The sequence below is a fragment of the Paraglaciecola sp. T6c genome (assembly GCF_000014225.1).
Classification (GTDB): domain Bacteria; phylum Pseudomonadota; class Gammaproteobacteria; order Enterobacterales; family Alteromonadaceae; genus Paraglaciecola; species Paraglaciecola atlantica_A.
In genome coordinates this window covers 5,155,476-5,178,987 of the sequence record NC_008228.1, presented here as the reverse complement: position 1 = coordinate 5,178,987, position 23,512 = coordinate 5,155,476, and the positions used below count along the sequence as shown (strand labels likewise).

General features: G+C 43.6%; 21 protein-coding genes. 14 read left to right on the top strand and 7 right to left on the bottom strand.

From position 1 onward, the window contains the following. The first annotated feature begins 129 nt into the window (after nucleotides 1–129). The 13 genes from mnmG (at nucleotide 130) to PATL_RS22025 (ending at nucleotide 11,529) form a co-directional block, all read left to right on the top strand. Nucleotides 130–2,031 carry a tRNA uridine-5-carboxymethylaminomethyl(34) synthesis enzyme MnmG gene (mnmG, locus tag PATL_RS22085; protein WP_011576984.1) on the top strand — a complete coding sequence of 634 codons (1,902 nt, stop codon included), beginning with the start codon at nucleotides 130–132 and terminating at the stop codon, nucleotides 2,029–2,031. Further along, nucleotides 2,031–2,669 (top strand): 16S rRNA (guanine(527)-N(7))-methyltransferase RsmG, encoded by a 639-nt coding sequence (gene rsmG, locus PATL_RS22080; protein WP_011576983.1) that lies wholly within the window; start codon nucleotides 2,031–2,033, stop codon nucleotides 2,667–2,669. The genes mnmG and rsmG overlap by 1 nt, the downstream gene beginning before the upstream one ends. Before the next feature lie 111 nt (nucleotides 2,670–2,780). Then, complete coding sequence (locus PATL_RS22075; RefSeq protein WP_006994914.1) at nucleotides 2,781–3,569, top strand: ParA family protein; 789 nt, start codon at nucleotides 2,781–2,783, stop codon at nucleotides 3,567–3,569. A gap of 33 nt (nucleotides 3,570–3,602) precedes the next feature. Continuing rightward, nucleotides 3,603–4,475: a ParB/RepB/Spo0J family partition protein gene (locus PATL_RS22070; RefSeq protein ID WP_011576981.1), complete on the top strand. Its 873-nt coding sequence runs from the start codon at nucleotides 3,603–3,605 to the stop codon at nucleotides 4,473–4,475. 101 nt (nucleotides 4,476–4,576) lie between these two features. Further along, nucleotides 4,577–4,963, top strand: a complete 387-nt coding sequence (locus tag PATL_RS22065; protein ID WP_011576980.1) for an ATP synthase subunit I — start codon at nucleotides 4,577–4,579, stop codon at nucleotides 4,961–4,963. Between the two features lie 48 nt (nucleotides 4,964–5,011). Beyond that, nucleotides 5,012–5,824 (top strand): F0F1 ATP synthase subunit A, encoded by an 813-nt coding sequence (gene atpB / locus PATL_RS22060; protein WP_011576979.1) that lies wholly within the window; start codon nucleotides 5,012–5,014, stop codon nucleotides 5,822–5,824. Between the two features lie 53 nt (nucleotides 5,825–5,877). Continuing rightward, nucleotides 5,878–6,126: a F0F1 ATP synthase subunit C gene (atpE, locus tag PATL_RS22055; RefSeq protein ID WP_006994918.1), complete on the top strand. Its 249-nt coding sequence runs from the start codon at nucleotides 5,878–5,880 to the stop codon at nucleotides 6,124–6,126. Nucleotides 6,127–6,165: 39 nt separating this feature from the next. Continuing rightward, entirely contained in the window at nucleotides 6,166–6,636 is a 471-nt protein-coding gene (gene atpF, locus PATL_RS22050; RefSeq protein WP_011576978.1) for a F0F1 ATP synthase subunit B, read from the top strand. Nucleotides 6,637–6,650: 14 nt separating this feature from the next. Next, nucleotides 6,651–7,184, top strand: coding sequence for a F0F1 ATP synthase subunit delta (atpH, locus tag PATL_RS22045; RefSeq protein ID WP_011576977.1), 534 nt, complete (start codon nucleotides 6,651–6,653; stop codon nucleotides 7,182–7,184). A 13-nt stretch (nucleotides 7,185–7,197) separates the two neighbouring features. Next, nucleotides 7,198–8,739 carry a F0F1 ATP synthase subunit alpha gene (atpA, locus tag PATL_RS22040; protein ID WP_006994921.1) on the top strand — a complete coding sequence of 514 codons (1,542 nt, stop codon included), beginning with the start codon at nucleotides 7,198–7,200 and terminating at the stop codon, nucleotides 8,737–8,739. A gap of 55 nt (nucleotides 8,740–8,794) precedes the next feature. After that, nucleotides 8,795–9,655 (top strand): F0F1 ATP synthase subunit gamma, encoded by an 861-nt coding sequence (gene atpG / locus PATL_RS22035; RefSeq protein ID WP_006994922.1) that lies wholly within the window; start codon nucleotides 8,795–8,797, stop codon nucleotides 9,653–9,655. Between the two features lie 31 nt (nucleotides 9,656–9,686). After that, a complete protein-coding gene (gene atpD / locus PATL_RS22030; RefSeq protein ID WP_011576976.1) occupies nucleotides 9,687–11,072 on the top strand; it encodes a F0F1 ATP synthase subunit beta in 1,386 nt (461 codons plus the stop codon). Nucleotides 11,073–11,115: 43 nt separating this feature from the next. Next, nucleotides 11,116–11,529, top strand: coding sequence for a F0F1 ATP synthase subunit epsilon (locus PATL_RS22025; RefSeq protein WP_006994924.1), 414 nt, complete (start codon nucleotides 11,116–11,118; stop codon nucleotides 11,527–11,529). A gap of 80 nt (nucleotides 11,530–11,609) precedes the next feature. Here PATL_RS22025 and PATL_RS22020 read toward each other — a convergent pair whose 3' ends face one another. Beyond that, nucleotides 11,610–14,645: a response regulator gene (locus PATL_RS22020; protein WP_011576975.1), complete on the bottom strand. Its 3,036-nt coding sequence runs from the start codon at nucleotides 14,643–14,645 to the stop codon at nucleotides 11,610–11,612. 223 nt (nucleotides 14,646–14,868) lie between these two features. Further along, on the bottom strand, nucleotides 14,869–15,459 hold the full coding sequence (locus PATL_RS22015) for a tRNA-uridine aminocarboxypropyltransferase (protein ID WP_011576974.1): 591 nt from the start codon (nucleotides 15,457–15,459) through the stop codon (nucleotides 14,869–14,871). Between the two features lie 379 nt (nucleotides 15,460–15,838). Between PATL_RS22015 and PATL_RS22010 the strand changes: the two genes are divergently transcribed. Then, nucleotides 15,839–16,183, top strand: a complete 345-nt coding sequence (locus PATL_RS22010) for an MGMT family protein (RefSeq protein WP_011576973.1) — start codon at nucleotides 15,839–15,841, stop codon at nucleotides 16,181–16,183. A gap of 26 nt (nucleotides 16,184–16,209) precedes the next feature. Here PATL_RS22010 and PATL_RS22005 read toward each other — a convergent pair whose 3' ends face one another. The 5 genes from PATL_RS22005 to PATL_RS21985 all read right to left on the bottom strand — a co-directional run bounded on the left by PATL_RS22005 (nucleotide 16,210) and on the right by PATL_RS21985 (nucleotide 23,443). After that, the gene (locus tag PATL_RS22005) at nucleotides 16,210–16,935 is read right to left on the bottom strand and encodes a DUF6445 family protein (protein ID WP_011576972.1); all 726 of its coding nucleotides are present in this window, start codon (nucleotides 16,933–16,935) and stop codon (nucleotides 16,210–16,212) included. A 15-nt stretch (nucleotides 16,936–16,950) separates the two neighbouring features. Beyond that, complete coding sequence (locus PATL_RS22000) at nucleotides 16,951–18,429, bottom strand: tryptophan halogenase family protein (protein ID WP_011576971.1); 1,479 nt, start codon at nucleotides 18,427–18,429, stop codon at nucleotides 16,951–16,953. A gap of 27 nt (nucleotides 18,430–18,456) precedes the next feature. Beyond that, nucleotides 18,457–19,488: a cupin-like domain-containing protein gene (locus PATL_RS21995; protein ID WP_011576970.1), complete on the bottom strand. Its 1,032-nt coding sequence runs from the start codon at nucleotides 19,486–19,488 to the stop codon at nucleotides 18,457–18,459. Between the two features lie 15 nt (nucleotides 19,489–19,503). Next, nucleotides 19,504–20,238: a SapC family protein gene (locus PATL_RS21990; RefSeq protein ID WP_011576969.1), complete on the bottom strand. Its 735-nt coding sequence runs from the start codon at nucleotides 20,236–20,238 to the stop codon at nucleotides 19,504–19,506. 163 nt (nucleotides 20,239–20,401) lie between these two features. Beyond that, nucleotides 20,402–23,443, bottom strand: a complete 3,042-nt coding sequence (locus PATL_RS21985) for a TonB-dependent receptor (RefSeq protein ID WP_011576968.1) — start codon at nucleotides 23,441–23,443, stop codon at nucleotides 20,402–20,404. Between the last annotated feature and the right edge of the window lie 69 nt (nucleotides 23,444–23,512).

Sequence of the window (23,512 nt, the reverse complement as noted above, 5' to 3'; positions counted from 1 at the left end):
ATAGATCATATAAAGATTAAGCAAGATCGGTTCGATCTTCTGAATGAATTTTAAGCATTTCACTTCAGCAAAATAACATATAGAATACGCGCCCCTTTTTTGGGATATACATGATTGAAGAGGTACTAAATGTTTTATCAACAACAATTTGACGTAATCGTAGTTGGTGGTGGTCACGCAGGCACTGAAGCGGCCCTTGCTGCTGCGCGTATGGGATCAAAAACCCTGTTACTGACACATAACGTTGAAACTTTAGGTCAGATGTCATGTAACCCAGCAATTGGTGGGATCGGCAAAGGTCACCTTGTAAAAGAAATTGATGCTTTAGGTGGCAGTATGGCTAAAGCTATCGACAAAGGCGGGATCCAGTTCAGAACACTGAATTCAAGCAAAGGGCCTGCCGTAAGAGCAACGCGCGCACAAGCGGATAGATCCTTATATCGATCAGCTATTCGCGATATCGTTGAACATCAGGACAACCTCACTCTTTTCCAACAATCTTGTGATGATCTTATCGTGGAAAACGATCAAGTCACAGGTGTGGTGACTCAGATGGGTCTTAAATTCCGTGCGAAATCCGTTGTAATCACTGTAGGCACGTTTTTAGGTGGTACCATTCACATCGGCATGGAAAATTACAAAGGAGGCCGTGCCGGCGATCCTCCTTCGATTGCGTTAGCAGATCGCTTACGTGCTTTACCTTTTCGTGTATCACGTTTAAAAACGGGTACTCCCGCACGTTTGGATGCCAGAACACTTGACTACAGTGTGATGCAAGAGCAATTAGGTGACAGCCCTACTCCTGTATTTTCATTTATGGGAAAAAGGGAAGACCATCCAAGACAAATTGCGTGTTACATCACCCATACAAACAGTAAAACCCACGATATCATTCGTGGTGGACTAGACCGTTCCCCTATGTACACTGGGGTGATAGAGGGAATTGGCCCACGCTATTGTCCTTCGATAGAAGACAAAATTAATCGCTTTGCAGATAAAGATTCTCATCAGATATTTGTAGAACCTGAAGGCTTGAACAGTATTGAAGTATATCCAAACGGAATATCGACAAGCCTCCCATTTGATGTTCAGTTTGAGCTCGTTCGTTCAATCAAAGGTTTCGAAAATGCACATATTATTCGTCCAGGATATGCGATCGAATATGATTTCTTTGATCCGCGAGATCTAAAACAAACTCTTGAGACCAAGTTTATTAAAGGCTTGTTCTTCGCTGGTCAAATCAACGGTACCACGGGCTATGAAGAAGCTGGGGCACAAGGTTTAATTGCCGGAGCAAATGCATCTTTACAGTGTCAAGGTAAGGATCCGTTGATCCTACGTCGCGATGAAGCATACATGGGAGTACTGATCGACGATCTGGCTACCATGGGCACCAAAGAACCCTATCGCATGTTCACTAGCCGCGCTGAATACCGCTTGTTGTTACGTGAAGATAACGCAGACATTAGGTTAACGGCCAAGGGTCATGAGCTAGGTTTAGTTGATGAAGAACGCTGGCAAGCATTCAATATTAAACTGGAAGCCATCGAGCTTGAACGCCAGCGTCTGCGCGATACTTGGGTACATCCTAAGCATGCAGCAGCAGAAGCACTGAATCCATTGTTGAAAAATGCATTAAGTAAAGAAAATACCTTAGAAGATTTAATCCGTCGTCCTGAAATGACGTATGAAACGTTAATGAACGTCACTGAATTTGGCCCTGGGATCACCGATCCTAAAGCGGCGGAGCAAGTAGAAATACAGATCAAATACGCGGGCTATATTGAACGCCAGCAAGATGAGATCGCAAAATCACGTAAAAATGAAAATACTTTGATCCCTCTTGATTTCGATTACAGCCAGATTTCAGGCCTATCAAATGAAGTTGTGGCGAAGCTAAGCGACGCCAAACCTGAAACATTAGGTTTAGCTTCACGTATATCAGGTATTACCCCAGCCGCTATTTCTTTGCTTCTGGTCTATTTGAAAAAGCACGGCTTGCTTAGAAAAACAGAGCGTAAAACTGCATAATGTCAGATAACACAGAGTACTTAACAGGTTTACTTAGTACACATATCAAGCGCACTGATCTACAGGTAACAAAAGATCAGATCAGCCAGTTAGTTGGTTTTGTGCAAATGATCGATAAATGGAATAAAACCTACAACCTAACGTCAGTACGAGACGTTGAGTCTATGTTGTTAAAACACATCATGGACTCCATCGTTGTTGCGCAGCATCTATCTCAAAGCCACTACATTGATGTGGGAACAGGCCCTGGTTTACCAGGGATACCACTTGCTATCATGTTACCCGAAACGCATTTTACCTTGCTTGATAGCCTGGGGAAGCGTGTTAGATTCATGAAGCAAGTTGCTTATGAGTTGAAACTCGATAATATTCAACCTGTTCAATCTAGAGTAGAAGATTATGTCAGCCCTCATCAGCTCAATGGTGTTTTAAGCCGAGCGTTCGCGTCACTAAATGACATGTTGAACTGGTGCCAGCACTTGATTGGAAACGATGGAACTTTCATCGCACTTAAAGGGCAATTACCTCAACAAGAAATAGACGATTTGCCTGCGGGCTTTGCCGTCACTGAGATTGTTCAGTTGCAGGTACCTGAATTGGATGGCGATAGGCATCTGATAAAGATTGTTAAGTCATAAATGAACATTTCTTTTTAACGTTAAAAGCATTATCTTCTGCAGATAATTTTTTTATCGCGCTATTTGACTGAATGTCACTCAATAGCGTCAAATAACCACTGGAATACTATTTTGGGAAAAGTCATTGCCATAGCCAATCAAAAAGGTGGCGTAGGTAAAACCACTACTGCGGTGAACGTGGCTGCTTCAATGGCGGCAACTAAGCGTAAAGTCTTATTGATCGACTTAGATCCACAAGGTAACGCCACCATGGGTAGCGGTGTTGATAAATACGACGCCCCCAATACCTGCTATGAACTATTGATCGAAGAAAAACCGATCAAGGATGTGGTTATTTCAGATACGTCAGGTAAATACGACTTGATTGCCGCTAACACAGACGTTACCGCTGCCGAAATTAAACTGATGGAAGTGTTTGCTCGCGAAGTGCGGTTGCGCAATGCACTCGCTCCTGTACGCAATTACTATGACTTCATTTTTATCGATTGCCCTCCTTCGCTTAACCAACTAACCGTTAACGCTATGGCGGCGGCTGATTCAGTTTTAGTACCTATGCAGTGCGAATATTATGCGCTTGAAGGGCTAACCGCATTGATGGATACCATTAAAAAGCTTGCTTCAGTGGTAAATCCAGAATTAACAATTGAAGGGGTGTTGCGCACCATGTACGATCCGCGCAATCGCCTTGCTAACGATGTATCCGAGCAATTAAAGCGTCATTTTGGTGAACAGGTATATCGCACGGTTATTCCGCGCAATGTACGTTTAGCGGAAGCCCCAAGTTTTGGTACTCCTGCAATGTATTACGACCGCTCTTCAACAGGGTCAAAAGCGTACTTAGCACTTGCCGGTGAAATACTGCGTCGTAGTAAAAAAGAAAATATAGCTAACGTTAGTTAACTTAACATCAATACGGGTCGAATAGAGAAATACATGTCAGCAAAAAAACGAGGATTAGGAAGAGGGCTAGATGCGTTGTTGGCGACAAGTCAGGCATCACGAAATGCGGAAGGTCAGCAGTCGCAACAAAATGACAGCGAATTACAGCAGTTAGCTGTTGAGTTTCTTAAGCCCGGAAAATACCAACCCCGTAAAGACATGTCGCCAGATGCCTTGGAAGAATTAGCATCTTCTATTCGCTCACAGGGTATTATTCAACCTATTATCGTGCGCGCGGTAGGCATTAACGAATTTGAAATTATTGCCGGAGAGCGTCGTTGGCGTGCATCGCAGTTAGCTGGTTTAGAGACGGTGCCTTGCTTGGTCAAAGACGTACCCGACGAAGCTGCTGTTGCTATTGCGCTTATTGAAAACATTCAGCGTGAAGATCTTAACGCAATGGAAGAAGCTCAAGCATTAGAGCGCCTCATGAGCGAATTTGAATTAACCCACCAAGAGGTGGCCACCGCAGTCGGCAAATCTCGTACGACCGTAACGAACTTATTGCGCCTTAATAATTTGCATGACGATGTTAAATTATTATTGGAGCACGGTGACATTGAAATGGGTCATGCTAGAGCGTTACTTGGCCTAGAAGGTGATTCCCAGCTAGAAGCTGCTCATATCGTGTCAGGTAAAGGCTTGACCGTCAGAGACACTGAAAACTTAGTTCGCAAATTCCTAGAGCCAGCCAGCCCCAAAGAAGAGAAAAAACTTGATCCTGACGTGGTGCGTTTACAAGACGAATTGTCGCAAAACTTAGGTGCTCCAGTACAAATTGCGCACAATGCTAAGGGGAAAGGCAAAGTCGTGATTAATTTCTCCAGTTTAGATGAATTAGACGGAATTTTGTTGCACATAAAGTAATGTTACAAATAGGCAGTCGAAATACCCTTTTCAGTTGTAAATTCGTCGCAGATAAGTATACTTTCGGCGCTTTTGAAGGTATCAGCAAGTAGAGGAATAAGTTGATAGCGAGTTTAACCGCACCAGGTCGAGCGTTGGCAAAAAATATTTTTTACTGCCAAATGACTATTATCATCGCCTTAAGTGCATTTTTTGCCGTAATTTACGGACAAAACTCGGCAATATCATCCTTGTTTGGTGGAGTTATATGTTTACTCCCAAACGTCATTTTCGCTTACTTTGCCTTTAGATACGCCGGTGCTAGTAAGAACAAACTGGTTGTGCAGCAATTTAACAAAGGCTCAAAACTCAAATTTTTCGCCACCATAGTGTTATTCATCGTGGCATATCAATGGAAAGATCTTCAGCCTCTACCATTGATGTTGAGTTACGTAGTGACTTTGGTAAGCCAGTGGCCAGTAATATTATTTTTAGGTCGCGTTAAATAGTAACGAGACCAACACAGATTTTTTAACTTTACATACTTGGGTGGCAAAATGGCAGGATCTGCTGGCGAACAAACCATTAGTGGTTATATTCAGCACCATTTGACCAATGCATCGGTCGGCGAAGGTTTCTGGACCTTTCACGTCGATACATTAGCGTGGTCTGTGGTACTCGGATTAGTATTTATATTAAGCTTTCGCGCAGTTGCGAAAAAAGCAAGTGCAGGTGTGCCGGGTAAATGGCAAGCCTGTGTTGAACTGATTGTTGAGTTTGTTGACGACACAGTTAAAAGTACTTATCACGGAAAAAGTGCCTTAATCGCACCGTTAGCGTTAACCATATTCGTATGGGTACTGCTAATGAACTTGATGGATTTAATTCCAGTTGATTTCCTTCCTACGGCTGCGGCATTAATCGCTGGTGAGTCGATGGACGTTATTGCTGCTGGTCAGTCTCATACTTACATGAAAGTGGTACCAACCACTGATGTAAACATGACTTTCGCATTGTCGTTAGGCGTGTTTGCACTCATGATTTTTTACTCTGTAAAAATCAAAGGTTTCGGCGGCTTCATGAAAGAGCTTTATGCTCATCCGTTTAATACGCCTTGGTTATACTGGTTCAACTTTATTCTTGAGTTGGTATCTTTGATTGCCAAGCCGTTGTCATTATCACTTCGTTTGTTCGGTAACTTATATGCCGGCGAGCTTATCTTTATTCTTATTGCAGGAACTTTAGGCGTGTGGCAGTTGCCAATTCACTTCTTATGGGCTGCATTTCACTTGTTAGTTATTCCATTACAGGCGTTTATTTTCATGATGTTGACCATCGTGTATTTAAGCCTAGCGAGTGAAGAACACTAGTTTTACAACGTTTTATTTTTTTAACATTAACTTAAACACAAAGGTGAAAATCTATGGAAATCTTAGGAAATCTTTATATCGCGGTTGGTATTTTGATAGGACTATGCGCATTGGGCCCAGCGATCGGTTTCGGTCTTCTAGGTGGTAAATTTCTTGAGTCAGCTGCTCGTCAACCTGAGCTAGCGCCTCAACTACAAGTTAAAATGTTCATTGTTGCTGGTCTTATCGATGCAATCGCAATGATCGGTGTTGCTATCGCTCTTTTCTTATTGTTCGTTGAAAGCGCGAAGTTTGCTGTTTAAGCACCTAACTAGACAATAACGAATATAGGAGGAGCGGTTTTGAATATCAATGCCACTCTATTTGGCGAACTTCTAGCATTTATATTCTTCGTGTGGTTCTGCATGAAGTTTGTATGGCCCCCAATTATGGGCGCGATTGAAGAACGCCAAAAGAAAATTGCTGATGGTCTTGCTGCGTCTGAACGCGGTGAAAAAGATCTAGAACTAGCTCAAGCGAAAGCAACAGAGCAGTTGAAAGAGGCGAAAACTCAAGCAGCTGGAATTATCGAGCAGGCTAAAAAGCGTGGTTCTCAAATAGTTGATGAAGAAACGCAACGTGCCCACCAAGAGCGTGAGAATATCATTGCTCAAGGTCATGCTGAAATCGAAGCTGAGCGTAACCGTGCAAAAGAAGATTTGCGTAAGCAAGTCGCAGCGTTAGCTGTTGCCGGTGCTGAGAGAATTCTTGAGCGTCAAATTGATGCTGCAGCGCAAAGTGACATAGTTGAAAAACTTGTCGCCGAGCTATAAGGGGAATTTGAGCTATGTCTGAATTGACAACGATTGCTCGCCCTTACGCAAAAGCTGCGTTCGATTATGCGGTTGAGCAGAAAATCATTGCAGGCTGGCAGGAAATGCTAGTTTTTGCAGCGCAAGTTGCACAAAATCCGGATATTAAAAATTTAATGTCCGGTGCGGTTGCTCCTGAGTCGCTAGCAGAGATTTTTAACAAAATCTGTGGTGAACAACTTGACCAACATGGTCAAAACTTTGTGAAAGTTTTGGCTGAAAATAAACGCCTTCAAGCGTTACCTGATATCGCTGAATTGTTTAGTGAATTCAAAGCTGAATTCGACAAAGAGATTGAAGCTGATGTTACATCAGCCACAGAACTCAATGCTAAACAACAAGCAGACATCAGTGCAGCTCTTGAAAAGCGTCTTGCACGAAAAGTTAAGCTGAATTGTAGCGTCGACCCTACCCTGATTGCCGGAGTTAAAATAAAAGCCGGTGATACAGTGATTGATGGATCGGTTAAAAGTAAATTAAACCGTCTCACAGACGCGTTACAAGCATAACGGGGAAAAGAGCATGCAACTGAATTCCACTGAAATTGCAGAACTGATCAAACAGCGAATTGAACAGTTTGAAGTAGTAAGTGAAGCTCGTAACGAAGGAACTATCGTTGGTGTAACCGACGGTATTATCCGTATTCATGGCCTTGCAGATGTAATGCAAGGTGAGATGATTGAGCTTCCTGGTAATCGCTACGCTATCGCATTGAACCTAGAGCGCGACTCTGTAGGTGCGGTTGTTATGGGTCCTTACGCTGACCTTCAAGAAGGCGCAAAGGTGACTTCATCAGGCCGTATCCTTGAAGTACCAGTGGGTCGTGGTTTGCTAGGTCGTGTTGTAAACACACTTGGTGCTCCGATCGATGGTAAAGGCGCAATCGAAGCTGATGGTTTTGAACCTGTAGAAAAAATTGCCCCTGGCGTTATTGAACGTCAATCGGTAGATCAACCAATCCAAACTGGTTATAAATCAGTTGATGCCATGATCCCAGTAGGTCGTGGACAACGTGAATTGGTTATCGGTGACCGTCAAACAGGTAAAACTGCTTTGGCCATCGATGCGATCATCAACCAGAAAGATTCTGGCGTTAAATGTGTTTACGTAGCGGTTGGCCAAAAGGCATCAACTATCGCTAACGTAGTACGTAAGCTTGAAGAGCACGGCGCAATGGCTCATACCATTGTTGTTGCAGCATCAGCTTCTGAATCAGCAGCATTGCAATACCTTGCTCCTTATTCTGGTTGTACTATGGGTGAATACTTCCGTGACCGCGGTGAAGATGCGTTAATCGTATACGATGACCTATCTAAACAAGCTGTTGCGTATCGTCAAATTTCACTATTACTACGTCGTCCGCCGGGTCGTGAAGCATATCCTGGTGACGTTTTCTATTTGCACTCGCGTCTTCTAGAGCGTGCTGCACGTGTTAACGAAAACTACGTAGAGAATTTCACCAAGGGTGAAGTAAAAGGTAAAACAGGCTCTTTGACTGCATTACCGATTATCGAAACTCAAGCAGGTGATGTATCAGCATTCGTACCTACTAACGTAATCTCAATTACCGATGGTCAGATTTTCTTAGAAACTGACTTGTTTAACTCAGGTATTCGTCCTGCGGTTAACGCCGGTATTTCAGTATCACGTGTTGGTGGTGCAGCCCAGACTAAAATCGTTAAGAAGTTAGGTGGTGGTATCCGTCTAGCACTTGCTCAGTACCGTGAATTGGCAGCTTTCTCTCAATTCGCATCTGACCTTGACGAAGCGACTCGTGCTCAATTAGAGCATGGTGAGCGTGTTATGGAATTAATGAAACAGAACCAATATGCACCGCTTTCAGTGGCTGATATGTCTGTTTCATTGTTCGCTGTTGAAAAAGGTTACTTGAAAGACGTTGAGCTAGACAAAATCTTAGATTTTGAAGCTGCGTTGCACTCGTACATGAACAGCGAATACGCAGAGCTGATAAAAACTATCAATGATACAGGTAATTTCAACGGTGAAATTGAAGCCACGTTAGCTGAAGCTTTAGAGAAATTTAAAGCGACACAAACTTGGTAATCAATGGCACTGCCTTTACTGGCAGTGCATTCGTTGAATAATCGGAGATAGATTTATGGCTAGCGGTAAAGAGATAAAAGGTAAGATCGGGAGTATTAAAAATACTCAGAAAATCACCAGTGCTATGGAGATGGTTGCTGCGTCTAAAATGAAAAAGGCGCAAGACCGTATGACTGCAAGTCGTCCATACGCTGAGAATATTCGAAACGTGATCGGTCACCTGGCTAACGCTAACCTTGAATATCGCCATCCTTATTTAGAAGACCGTGAAGTTAAACGTGTCGGCTATATCGTTATCTCAACTGACCGTGGTTTGTGTGGTGGCTTGAACACCAACGAATTCAAAAAGGTCACGAAAGATGCGAAGAAATGGCAAGAACAAGGTGTAGAAGTTGATTTTGCAGCTCTAGGTTCTAAATCATGTGCGTTCTTTAATCGTTTCGGCGGCAATATGTTGGCTGCTGAATCGGGACTTGGTGATGCACCAAGTGTGAAAGACGTGATTGGTTTAGTGCGTATTATGCTTAACGCCTTCAACGAAGGTAAAATCGACCGCCTGTATTTGGTGTTTAATAAGTTTGTTAACACCATGGCTCAAGAGCCACTGATCGATCAATTGTTACCTTTGCCTAAATCTGAAGATAAAGCATTAAAGCACCGTTGGGATTACATCTACGAACCCGATCCAAAACCAATTTTGGATACGCTACTGGTTCGTTACATTGAATCTCAGGTTTATCAAGGCGTAGTAGAAAATGCTGCGTCTGAGCAAGCAGCTCGTATGGTCGCGATGAAAGCGGCTACAGATAACGCTGGTGACTTAATTGATGACTTACAACTGATATACAACAAAGCACGTCAAGCAGCGATCACACAGGAAATCAGTGAGATTGTAAGCGGCGCGGCGGCGGTGTAGGCAAAGGTTTTAGAATTTAAGAGGAATTAACATGAGTCAAGGTAAGGTCGTCCAAATCATTGGCGCCGTTGTGGATATTGAATTTCCACAAGATTCGGTTCCAAAAATATATGACGCATTGCGTATCACCGAAGGTGATCTGCAAGGTTTGACCCTAGAAGTGCAGCAACAACTTGGTGGTGGCGTAGTGCGTACAATCGCATTGGGTACGACTGATGGCTTGCGCCGTGGTTTGACAGTAGACAATACTGGTGAAGCCATTCAGGTTCCAGTTGGTAAGGCTACTCTTGGTCGTATCATGGATGTATTGGGTAACCCAATCGACGAAGCAGGCCCTATTGGTGAAGAAGAGCGTATGTCTATTCACCGTGAAGCGCCTACTTATGAAGATCAATCAAGTTCAATTGAACTACTTGAAACAGGCATCAAAGTTATCGACTTGGTATGTCCGTTCGCTAAGGGTGGTAAAGTTGGTTTATTCGGTGGTGCCGGTGTTGGTAAAACCGTAAACATGATGGAGCTTATCCGTAACATCGCTATCGAGCACAGTGGTTACTCTGTATTCGCTGGTGTTGGTGAGCGTACTCGTGAAGGTAACGATTTCTATCATGAAATGAACGAATCTAACGTACTTGATAAAGTATCGTTGGTTTACGGTCAAATGAACGAGCCTCCTGGAAACCGTTTACGCGTGGCGTTGACAGGTTTAACCATGGCTGAGAAATTCCGTGACGAAGGTCGTGACGTACTTTTCTTCGTAGATAACATCTACCGTTATACGCTTGCTGGTACTGAAGTATCTGCATTGCTAGGTCGTATGCCATCTGCGGTAGGTTATCAGCCTACATTGGCTGAAGAGATGGGTGTGCTTCAAGAGCGTATCGCATCAACTAAGACGGGCTCAATCACGTCTATCCAAGCGGTATACGTACCGGCGGATGATTTGACCGATCCATCACCTGCAACTACCTTCGCTCACTTAGATGCGACGGTTGTATTGTCACGTGATATCGCCTCTCTTGGTATCTACCCTGCTGTTGATCCACTTGATTCAACTTCACGTCAGCTTGACCCACTTGTTATTGGTCAAGAGCATTATGATACTGCACGTGGTGTTCAATCGGTTCTTCAACGCTATAAAGAGCTTAAAGACATCATTGCTATTTTGGGCATGGACGAGTTATCTGAAGAAGATAAATTGTCTGTATCACGTGCTCGTAAAATTCAGCGCTTCTTGTCTCAGCCTTTCTTCGTTGCTGAAGTATTCACCGGTTCACCTGGTAAATACGTATCATTGAAAGATACGATCAGCGGCTTTAAAGGCATTCTTGAAGGCGAATTTGACGACCTTCCTGAACAAGCTTTCTACATGGTTGGTTCAATCGAAGAAGCATCTGAGAAAGCCAAAAAAATGTAAGCGTATCTACGGATACGTTTAACTTTTTTTGTTAGGAGGGTATATGGCAATGACAATTCAACTGGATGTGGTAAGCGCAGAAGACAGTATTTTTTCTGGATTAGTGCAGAGCATCCAAGTCACCGGTAGTGAAGGTGAGCTTGGTGTTCAGTATGGTCATGCTCCTTTGTTGACTACCATCAAAGCTGGAATGGTTAATGTGGTTAAGCAGCACGGCGAAGAAGAATTGATTTATGTTGCTGGTGGTGTACTTGAAGTACAACCCGGTCATATATCAGTACTTGCAGATACCGCACTTCGAGCTGGTGACCTGGATGAGCAAGCCGTTCTTGAGGCGAAGAAACGTCTTGAAGAAAATATTGCAAATCCTAGTGCTGATTTCGAATATGCAGAAGCTGCTGCAGAGCTTGCCGAAACCATCGCGCAGTTACGATTGATTCAAAAGCTACGCAAATAATTGAGCAAGTTATTGAGATAGAAATGTTTCATGTGAAACCCGGCTATACGCCGGGTTTTTTATGTCCGCTAGTAACGCTATTACTCTATATTCTTAATATGGCTTTTTAGCGCCCTATTGATACTCTCCAGCAGACTTCTGACCTGTTGCAGTGCGGTAATGTGATAATCAGAGTTATAATCCTTACGTGCGATTGAGGAGCTTATTTCATCTAACAAAGATGCCCCTTTCTCAAAAGCATAGTGATTGAACAGCTCTTGCGCATTTTTAATTAATTGCATCGTCTCGATGTCATCCCCTGCACGTAACGCTTGGGCAATATCCCCAAGTTGGTTTTCACATTGGCTTATGGCATAAGGTAACTGGGCTAGATAAAGTGGAAATGAATGGTTGAAGTTGACTATTGCTAACGCTACGTTCACGCTTGGCAAATTAATACAAGCATAAGCATGCCTTAACGCTTGAGGAAGCATCGTCAGTAAGGCGACTTCGTCGTTGTTTTTAACTGATGTCTCAATTCGGCTGAAGACATCACCAATATTAGCTAAGCCGAACGAGCCCGCCGCGCCCTTAATTTTGTGTATCGAAGCCGATATTTTGGCTAAATCCCGCTTACCCCAGGCTTGCTCTATCGCACCCAGTTCTTCTCGTAAATCGGTAATATAACCTTGCACAAGTGGCAGCATTTTATCGTTGTCGATATTTGATTGGTCCGCTTTTGCCAGATTTAGATAACGACTGACTTTGCTGAAAAACACGTCTCTATCAATGGGTTTGGCCAAGTGATCAGTAAATCCTATTCTCAAATAGTGGTTTACTTCGTGTTTCATGGTATTGGCGGTTAACGCTATAGCAGGTGTTTGGTTGCCAGAACCACGGATCGCTTTAAGTGTCTCAATGCCGTCTAATTCAGGCATATGAATATCCAGCAATAACAAATCAAACTGGCCGGTGTGCATAGCCTGCAGCGCTTGATGGCCATCAGACACTTCCACTACGTTAATATTCATACGCTTAAGTAACAAGGCAACAAGCTCTCGATTATTGGGATGATCATCTGCAAGAAGTACTTTGCATGCTCCAAATTTAGGCACGTCTGTTTCGTGGGTAATTTGGTGAATATTAGACATATCAATTTCACCAACGGTGCTTAGCCAAGGTACGTTTTTGGGTGTGACTAACGTAATACTGACAGTGAATGTGCTGCCTTTTCTGAGTTGGCTAAGTGCGGATATATCACCGCCTAAGCCTTGAGCTAATCGTTTGGCAATACTTAAGCCTAAGCCGGTTCCGCCAACCTGACGGTTTATTACGCTGTCTGCTTGCGTAAAAGGATGAAATAACTTGTGCATATCGCTTTGGCTTATCCCTTCACCTGTATCGATTACCTTAATTATTAAGGTGGTATTGGCGATACTTACATTTAACGTGATATGACCGCTGTGGGTGAATTTAAGGGCGTTATTGGTTAGATTAAACAATATTTGCTTAAGCCTAACGGCATCAGTGATAATTTTATCTGGTAACGGGAAGTCATAATTAACATGAAAGCCTATGCCCTTGTCTCGCGCACGTTTACCTGCGACCGATTCAATCTCTCCTAATAAGGTAAATAAGTGGCAAGGCTGGGTGTCAAATTCCAGTTTATTCGCATCTATTTTACTCAAATCTAATATGTCGTTGATGATGCGAAGTAAATGCGCTCCATTTTGATAGATAATATTTGTTACGCGCTCTTGTTCGGCTTTGTCTATATCGCCTAATAGGATCCCGTCAGCGTAACCTATGATCGATGTGAGAGGGGTACGTATCTCATGGCTCATATTAGCTAGGAAATAATCCTTAGCGGAATTAGCTTCAACGAGTTCGTGATTAGATTTGGCTAATTTTCGATTAGCTTCGCTTAGGGCTTGGGTCCTGATTTTGACTTTGTGTTCTAATTGTTGCTTGAGTAAAGCATTTCTAGAGTTTACTAATCGCATCTTTTCAGCTAAAGCGAAGGCAAGGATCAAGGTATCTGCTGCTATGCCAACAAAACCTAGCAAATATATATCGAGGCTGATATCTGTCAGTATTCTCAGATTAAGTAAATTTCCGATAATATTCGGGATGATGACGCACAGTATTGCGATAGTGAAATAGCGTGCTGGCCGATAACCCTTGATCCAAGACATGATGCCAATGAACAAGCCTGTCATTAAAACCGCAGAGGTCATAATCGATACAATAATAAGGCCCAGCGCTTGACTGTAAATTGCTAAAGGCAAAAACAACAAACATAGACAACCAAGTACAAGTAATAAGTACATGGCTGGTTTAGATGACACATTTAAGCGAAAAAACGCGATCTGAAAGAAAGCCGAAAAAGCAGAACCCAAGAGAAACCCGGCCATCAGCCAATCTTTAGCGCTGAACATGTGCAAATACTCAAACACCCCGAACACGGCTGCCCAGCTACTGGTATAAAAAAGCGTAGACAGTGCGTAATAAAGGTACTGATTGTCACGCATAACAATAAATATAAATAAATTGTATATGCCTAATGCCAAGCACACACCGAAGCAGATAAATAAAACAATATTATCTGTTGCGACTATGTCGCGCATTTGCTGTTCGCTTTGTAATGCTATTTTTAGTGGCGCAAAAAAGAAGTCACTGCTAAACACCATCAGCACAGTCACGCTTTGTCCTGGGGGGATCTTAAGTTTACTTCCGTAGTGAAGAGGGTAGACATTAGTGTGATCTAGCCCGCTCAATGCCGTAACTACAGGGCTGTAGTCTTGATAAACCGAAACTTGAATTGACTCTACAACAGAGCCATAGGGATGAATAAACCATTCGCTATTTTGCGTGTCGTTGTAAATCTCGAACGCGGTGACATATCTGTCTTTGAACACGTCGTGCATGTCGTGTTTATCAAACATCAGCAACCAATCGTCTAGAGGAGATCTGTAATTTGGCAGCTGTGCATGACCGATGCTCAAGTAGGTGAGACGTTGACTAATATCTTGTTGTTGAATTTCAGATGCGGAGAATTGCGTTATTGAGGTATCTTGTGCCTCAATCTCGAAACTAAAAAATGACAAAAACAAAATGATAAAAAATACAGACTTCACATTAGCACCAACTAACTAAAGCGGTTCTGAAAGCTGAGCTTTGATCCGCAAACTGTAAACGCAACATCCAGTGATCTAAACCGAAGTATGTCGCTGATCTACGACTACAGTAAAGTATGCACGACAATCACATTATACGGTTAGCGTTTTTACCAATTTGCTTGTATTTCCTGATGATATGACCAAAAAATAGGCACTTGTTACATTGATTCAAATCACCCTATTAGGTTTCGTGCTTCGAGGTATGACGGGCAAAAACGCGATTTTGCATTTCATCAAATGTAGTTACCAACTCACTTGTATCTATCTCTTGGGTTAATGTAAGCGCATGAGCTAAGGCTTCTAACGTTGATAAACCGCCTTCAATGGATGTTTTACGAATGACATATTGACTTGCAGGGGGCTTAGCAAAATGCCACGACGAATATTGCTTTAACCACGGATTTAGCTGCCATATCTTGTATGCCTTACGCCATGTGGCATCAATCAAGATCAGCGTGTCGATTGATGTCCGTTGCTTTTTAGTCAGCGATTCCAACGCTACGCTGTCGTCATTAGGGTACACAACGGCTACCTTCCCTCCACGCGTTTTGATACCTCGTTGAAGGTGTGAAAAGTCTTCGGCAGATTCTCCTAACCAGATCTCACTCTCGGGGATACAAAGCTTGACTAACTTTGCACTATTTTTAGCATGCTGTGCCTCACTGGGATGCTGCAGGATGATAATTCGCTGTGAACTAATAACCTCGCATAATAAATCGCAGATACATACGGACAGAGGGTAATCACAACGACGACAAATGGCTCTTTTCACTCTTAAAATCCTATACAACGCAATGCTTCGCGAAGCTAAATGGGGTAACGTGTAATATAACGCAGTAGAATATTAGTCTGTTTAATACCATTTTACGTTACTAAGTGATTACTCAGCGATAATGTAAAAGGGCGTAAACACGGCGCATGACTGAATGAATAGTTGCTCTCTTTCGAACTCATGCAGCGCAGTGTGAGCCTTTTAAAAGCTCGCCTAAAAGGAATGTCCCAGCGGCTTTTGCTCTGCGTTCTCACTATTTGAAAGGGAACAACCATTACGACGCCTTAATAAAAAACACTGGGCGGATTCTGAGGGGGGTACTTAATAATGCGGATTGGTATAATGTCTTACCCACGCTCGCTTTTAGGTAAATAATGCCATGTCACACAATCCCCATTATAAACAAATTTGGCAAACAGTTTGTGCTATTCCCGCCGGTAAAGTCGCTAGCTATGGGCAGATTGCTGATCTTGCTGGTTTGCCAGGCCGTGCACGCCTAGTGGGTAAATCTCTGGGTTACGTTCCCTCTGATATGAACGTGCCTTGGTATCGCGTGTTACGTTCCTCGGGCCAACTGGCTTTTCCTAAAGGGTCAGAGCAAGCCATGAAACAGACAGGATTACTACAAGACGAGAATGTGGCGGTGTTAAGCAACAGAGTCAAATTAGTCAGTTTTCAGTGGCAGCCCACATTAGAAGAGATGCTTTGGAAGCTTCAGCAATAAAGTTTATAAATGATAGTATGCACTTACTAATGGAATTTAATAAACATATTTGCAGTAAGGCGGCCTGACATCGGGTCAGCGTCAATGTCCTTATTATTGATAAGTGCGCTGTGTAAGATATTTCCGGGGTAAAGCAGCAGCCTATTTTGCTTATAAGGTATCTTATGAATACAAGTATAAGCGTGATGGGCCGTTGTGCAGTATTCTCGCGTGTCGGACGAGGCCAAAATTCCGGTCACTTCTGTTCCATAGGCTTGTTCATTGCTCTTGGTGACTCGTTCAATACCACTGCGATTATGGCGGTAGAAACCGGTTCCACCATGCTCGGTTGAATTCAAATAGTGTACAACGGCCAAGGAGTTTGGATCGTTAGTATCGAAATGAGGCAGTGTTTGTTGGGGCAACAATTGGTTAGGTTGTTTCGTGACTAATGAAAAGTAGTTGTCTACCGGGGCGGGGGTTAATTCAGGGGCGATGTCAAAAATATTATACAGCCCTTTCATCAAAGGTTTTAGGCTAGCGAGTACATATTCCTTCGGTAACTTACTACGAACACCTGGATAGTAAGTGGCTTCATCGGGGATAAAATGTGCAGTGTGCTGAGCGAGACCCAGCACACTGGTGAGAGAGTCAAAGTAATCATCTATGATCAACACAGGTGTTCTTTGACGTCCTATCCTGATCACTTGGATCTGATGATCTGGGTTTATCCGCGGTTGTTCTGCGGTGGATTTTATAATCGGCCCTCCCATATTCATTGCCCTCTTTTACTGACAGTAGTAACGGATAAAATCTAAATGATTAGGCAATTGACTAACGCGTCGCTCAGTTTGCTGTTTTATGCTGGCTAAGAATTTAGCCAGCTCTTGTTCTGGCATTAAATCCGCTATGGGGTGATATGCTTTTGGTGTTATACCCTGTCCTAGCATCACTTGTAACCAAGAAGCTTCTCCGAATAGCTCACCATTACCTTGATACACGTGGCCGCTTTGGGCAAATTGTTCCATTCGAGCCTGCAGTGAGTCAGGTATTGGCATATCTTTACAATAGCGCCAAAACGCTGAGTCTTTACGTGCGGTCGCATGGTAGTGCAGAACAATGAAATCACGAATATTATCGATTTCTTCGCGCATGGATGCATTAAATCGAGCGCTGAGCGCTGCTTCCATTTTCTTGGTGGGTAAAGACTGCATTAAACGTATAATGCTTTGTTGTATAAGATGGATGCTGGTGGACTCGAGCGGCTCAATAAAGCCACCAGCCAGACCAATCGCAACACAATTCTTATTCCACAGTTTACGCCTTACACCCGTCTTAAATTTCAGTACTCTTGGGGTATTTAACGTTTCACCCTGAATATTCGATAACAATTGTGTTTTGGCCTCATCGTCGCTGATATATTTGCTACAAAACACCATGCCGTTACCCATACGAGTTTGCAGCGGTATTTGCCACTGCCAACCTGCTTGATGGGCAATCGAGCGCGTATATGGAACCGTTTCGTCGTTCAATTCAGTTTGAACAGCGACGGCACTATCGCAAGGTAACCAATGGCTCCAGTCTTCGTAACCTGTGTTCAGTGCTTGTTCAATCAGTAAACCCCTAAAGCCGGTGCAATCGATAAATAGGTCACCCTGGATTTGATGTCCATTATCTAGGGTAAGTGACTGAATAAAGCCACTGTCGTGGTCAAGATTAACGTTGTCGATTTTGCCTTCAATTCGCTCTACCCCGCATTGCTGAGCGATATTGCGTAAAAATTTGGCATACAAGCCTGCATCAAGATGAAAAGCATGATTACGCTCTTGTTTCGGTGCCGTTGCGAACTTCCCCATTCTGCAGGCTACATGCTCTGGGCAGTAGTCACCTATCTCAGATGCGATGTTTAACCTCTTTCCTCGCAACCAAAAATGTTGAAAACCAGCCGCCCAGCAGCCATGGTTGAATCGACCAAAAGAATGAATATAGGATTGCGGCTTTTGGTACCAATCATCGAATTTTATACCCAACTTAAATGTTGCATTGGTGGCAGCCATAAACTCTGATTCTTTAATTTTCAGCAGGTCGTGGAACAAGTGCAAAGTCGGTATGGTTGCCTCACCGACGCCCACTGTGGGGATAGCGTCTGACTCAACGAGTGTTACGTCTATATTTTTACCAAATAGCTTGCCAAGCGCTGCCGCTGACATCCAGCCGGCTGTACCTCCGCCAGCAATAACGATTTTCTTTATCGCGTCCTGTTGCATCAATTTTTACTCGATTTGTTAACGTTATTATCGTCTGAGTTTATTTTGTAGATCAGCGCGCAGTTTTCTAATGTTTGTGTCATCCATTGGACTCGCCAGTATGCTTTTGGCTGCCTCTGGGATATGCGAAAAATCCTCTGGATGGTGCTTAAAGACATAATGGTCAAACTGGTTTTTCCACGCACTTCGCTGCTGCTCAGGTAAGTCACGAATACTCATCATGGCTAATAACAAGGCATTCATAGGTCTACCCATTTGTGCTGGCGTGTCGCGCCACCAATGGGTAATAAGCACATTAAACTCGCTTAAGCCTTGCACATGGTGCCACCACATACTGGGGAGGATAAGTGCGTCTCCTGCTTCTAATTCAGCCATTTGAGCCGCTTCTAACGCCAGTGCGAATTTTGGATATTTCACTAAGTCGGGCTGATTAAAATCCACAGTACTAATTGCTTGACCACCTGGGGCCTTGTCTAACGGACCAACGTATAGATTTTCTAATTGCTCAGGAGGAAACAAGGTAAAGCGTCTTTTACCAACCGCGCAGCATGCTAGGTTTTGGGCAACGTCATAATGCGCGGCTATACGACACGCATTACCCAACCAAATATTCACTAGTGGGGAGTTGAGCTCAGGTAAGGTGTCTATTTGCTCGAGTAAACCAGGCAAACTTTGCTCAAGGCTGGTGGCGCTAACATACACGCACTGCCCTGTTTTATTGTGAGCGTTGTGCAGAATATCTGTCAGTATTTGTGGCAAGCGTTGTTGGCTTGATTCAAAGTTAAAGCCTGTCATTGCAGCATTATAGAACACTCGCCCTTGGGCGGTGCTCGGCAAATAATGAGTATGAAAAGAGGCACCTTTATCGAACTGTAAAAGGTGTTGTGCCGCCGCGTCATCAGAACGTTTAGCGGCTTTTACCAATGGCCAGTGGTTGCAATAACCTTTCAGTACAATGGGTTGTTGGCTGTTGAGCAAAGCTTCAGGGATATTCTTAGGCGTTATCCCCTCAAGATGTTTGACCTTTTGAGTAATCTGCTTCACGTTGGATAAAGGCACGTCAGTGTTCTCCGATTATTCCTCTTGTGCGACCCGCTTGTTTTTCAAGGCCACTAAATCATTGAAATGCACTTGCGAGGCTAAAATCAGATAAGCAGCTTGCAAATACCCAGCTTTATGTAACTGCACTATGTTGTCTGAACTAAGGGAATTGAGTGCGTCTTCATTAATGGTATAGAAACCCACTAATTGATGATTAGCGCCATTATCTAAGGTGATATCAAGTGTCATGGGCTCCAATAAATTGAGGCTTGTTAGCGCATTTACAAAGTTGTCATTGCCTTGCAGGCCATGATGCAAGGTTTCAAGTATGGCGGCTATGTCTTCTAAGTATTGACTATTTCCACCGTATTCTAAAAACAACTCGATACCCTGCGTTTTACTAACGCGTGGAGAATCAATATCTAAGGTAATCACACGTTGCTGCTCAGTTCCGCCATCGGTCGTCACATCTTGTCTACCAATGAAGAAAGGCATGCGTTGAACAGACAAGGGGATGTAGGTTGCACACCATTTTGAGGATTCTAAAAATAGATTTTCTTGCTGCTCAAAACCAAAAAGAGCGACCGGTGTGAACTGGCCACTGTTTTGGTCTTTGTGAAATACGATAGGGTAATGCGCTTGTACACTGCGTATCTCGTCAACAAAGGTGGGCGAAAACCAAAGATTATCACCATATTTCTCGCTCCGGGTGGTGATAATTTTTAGGTCGCTGTGTTCAACGCTGTTGAGTAATACATGGTTTGCCATAAAAGCCCCACTTTTTAATTGTAATTGCTGACATGTTTTTGCGCCTTGTAATGACCTGGTTCGAGTCATTGGCGAAAAAGCCGCGGCACTCATGACAGTTCGCGGCTAAAATTATTTAACTATAAGACGGCTTCCGATTCGCAGAGTGCGAACATCCTGAAAGTTAAAACGTGTATCGAGCGCCAATGTTATATCGGGCACCAGTTTGTGTGAGTTTGTAGATCAATTGGCTGTCCCGACCAAACTCATTGGTATATTCATCGGTGATGTTAATACCTTCTAAAAATACGGTCAGTCCCTTTAGCTGTTTTATTTCGTAACTTAAGTTAAAGTCAATTTGATAATAAGTATCAGTAAAAACGGGCGCTGTTAAATCCCCATTGACACGTCGCTCATTTAAAAACTCGTCGCGCCAGTTGTATGCAATGCGCGCTTGCAAACCCTCTTTGTCATAGAATAAAACTAAGTTGGCTGTATCGCTCAAACCCACTAAGGATTCGGTATCACCTAACGACGATTTATCATATTTTAAACCTGAATCCACCATAGTGTAGTTAGCGATACCGCCAAAGCCAGATTCACCAAACAGGTGCTGAACGTTAAATTCAATGCCATCAATGGTATGTTCTGTGTCGCCATTGACAGGAACATTAATTCTAAAGTTGACTGTGTTATCGGTGGCTGGATCACCCAAAATAATACCGCCGTCTAGTTCGCCATTTTCGTCAAAATTAGGGGTAACGTTAGGGTCATCAGCATAATTTTCGAAAATATACGTCCGAATTTGTTGGTTACTCGCTCCGGCGCCTAAGGCGGCAACAGCGGCGTCAAATTTTTCACCATTCAATGGGTTAGCAAGATTGAACACAGTTGAGTTGGTTGTACCAGTGGTAATCCATTTGGTCACATCTTTTCTGAAATAGCCTAAAGAAACATAGCTTCCTTCATCGTAATACCACTCAGCAGAAAGATCATAGTTTATAGACTCTAAAGGTCGAAGCCCCGGATTACCTGAGGTACCAGAATATCCACTTAAACTGCCTGAGGTATTGATAGTCGTACCCCCTTGCAGTGCGCCGTAACCGGCTCTTGATATGGTTTTCCCCACAGCGGCGCGCATTATGACATCATCTGTAACTGATATATTGAAGTTGAAACTTGGCAAAAACTGCGAGTAATCTGCTTCTTGGCTCAAGGTTTCAATGCCTGTTAGTCCTGTAACCGCAGTCGAAGTATCTTCTGACCATTCAACGCGGTTATAACCCGGTGCCGAAGCGGTTGAGGTAACATCGGTTTTTTCGAAGCGCATGCCTAAGTGAGCATCGTATGGCATGTCCCCTAATTCGCCGTCATAGTGCAATTGAACAAATGCTGCTGTGGTTTCTTCTTCCGTAAAGCGGTTGGTGTCGGCATCCCAATCGGTTGAAGCACAAAAATGTCCTTCTCCATTAGGGCCAGCAGATGCGCCCTCAGGTGCTAAACAATCACCCCATACGGTGTCTACGTTGGCAACCGGATCAGCAAACTCTGCAGCTCTGACAATTTCATCAAAATCTGCATACCAAATGCGGTTGAATAAGTCATAGTCGCCTTGGGTTGCTGTTCCTTCAAAATTCCCAGCGTTGGCGTTGAATTTGTCTAATATTGTGTCTTCCGTCCAGTCAACGTCAGCGAAATCCCCTTCTTCACCTACACCGCCCCAATCTGCTCTTTGCACTTGGGTATGGCGGTAGCGATTATTGACGGTGTTGACTGATACACCGAAGTCGATACTGGCCTCGTCAGTTAAAAAGTACTTACCGCTGACTTGGGTTTGGTCTATCTCTGAGGTGTAAAAATCATTGGCAAACCAACTGCCCGATAAACGCATGGTGTTGGGATTAAAGTTTTCTATGTTACCTGTAGCAATCCCTGGTAACTCTCCTGTCAAGTCTAGTCCGGTTCGGGTTCGCGTGTAAGAGGGGAGTTGCAAGTTGTTACGTGTGCCATGACGCGGATCGGACGCTCTCATTTCAGCTTCTGAACTGTGGTGATCTAGTGTGAGTTGCAAGGCATCACTGACCTGCCAGTCTAGATTCAGTCCGATAGAGTCGATGCTTTCTTCTCGGCCCCAAGCGCCAACAGTTAATGAGGTATCTTGCAGATCAGCTTCGCTGTTGATTTCGTATATTTCAGAGTAAATCAAAGGTACAGCATTAGGTGCTCCAGCCCATACGGATTCACTTCGATCCCCAGCATAGTTAAACCAAACAGACGCATCTGTATGTTGCTCTTCAATATCATTGCGAATAAGTGTGTAATCTAACGTGGCAGTAAGGTTATCGGTTGGTCTAAATTGTAAAACTAGCTGCCCATTTGTGCGTTCTCGTTGACGCTCTTCGAAGACATATCTTGGTTGTTGAGGATTAGAATAAATGCCGGATGTTGGGCGGTTTATGCCACCTTCAGCGCCTGCAGGAACACCACCCCAGCCGGTATTCGTATATTCACTCGCGCGATAACCTTGGTCTGCTAAAAACTGCTGCATGCCGCTTTCGCGTTCTTGATAACTACCAGATATTGAAATACCAACGGTTTCATCAGCAAACGTTTGCGAGTACAAACCGCTGATCTCGGGTGTGACATCACCCTTGTCTGTAGATTTATCGTCCACTAATTTAGCGCCAAACGTTGCTTTTGTGCCGGGAGAATGGAATGGTCTGTGAGTGGATAAGTTGATTGTTGCGCCTATCCCGCCTGAGGTAACGCTGGCATCAGCAGTTTTATAAACCTCAACGCCTGATACACTTTCAGACGCTATATTTGCAAAGTCGAACGTTCTACTACCCGTTGTGGTCGGCAGTTGACGGCCATTTAAGGTAATTAAGTTGTTGGCGGCGCCAAAGCCACGAACCGTCACTTGAGACCCTTCACCACTTGCGCGGTCAATAGAGACGCCCGTGATACGTTGTAATGATTCAGCTAAGTTAGAATCAGGGAATTTGCCCATGTCCTCTGCTGAAATTGCGTCCACTATGCCACTAGAATCACGCTTAATGTCCATTGCGCGTAATAAGCTGCCACGAATACCTGTCACCTGTATCACTTCTACATCTTCTGGTGCTATTTGCCCTTGCGCAACTGAAGGCATTATCGCTGCACTACTTAGCAACATTGAAATACTGCTGGTCAGCAATGACTTTTTGAAATTTATATGTGTGTTCATAACGTGTACCTTGTGAGCCCTATTATTATCATCAAAAGAGTCGCGTTCCTTGGTGTTCCAAACAGCCTT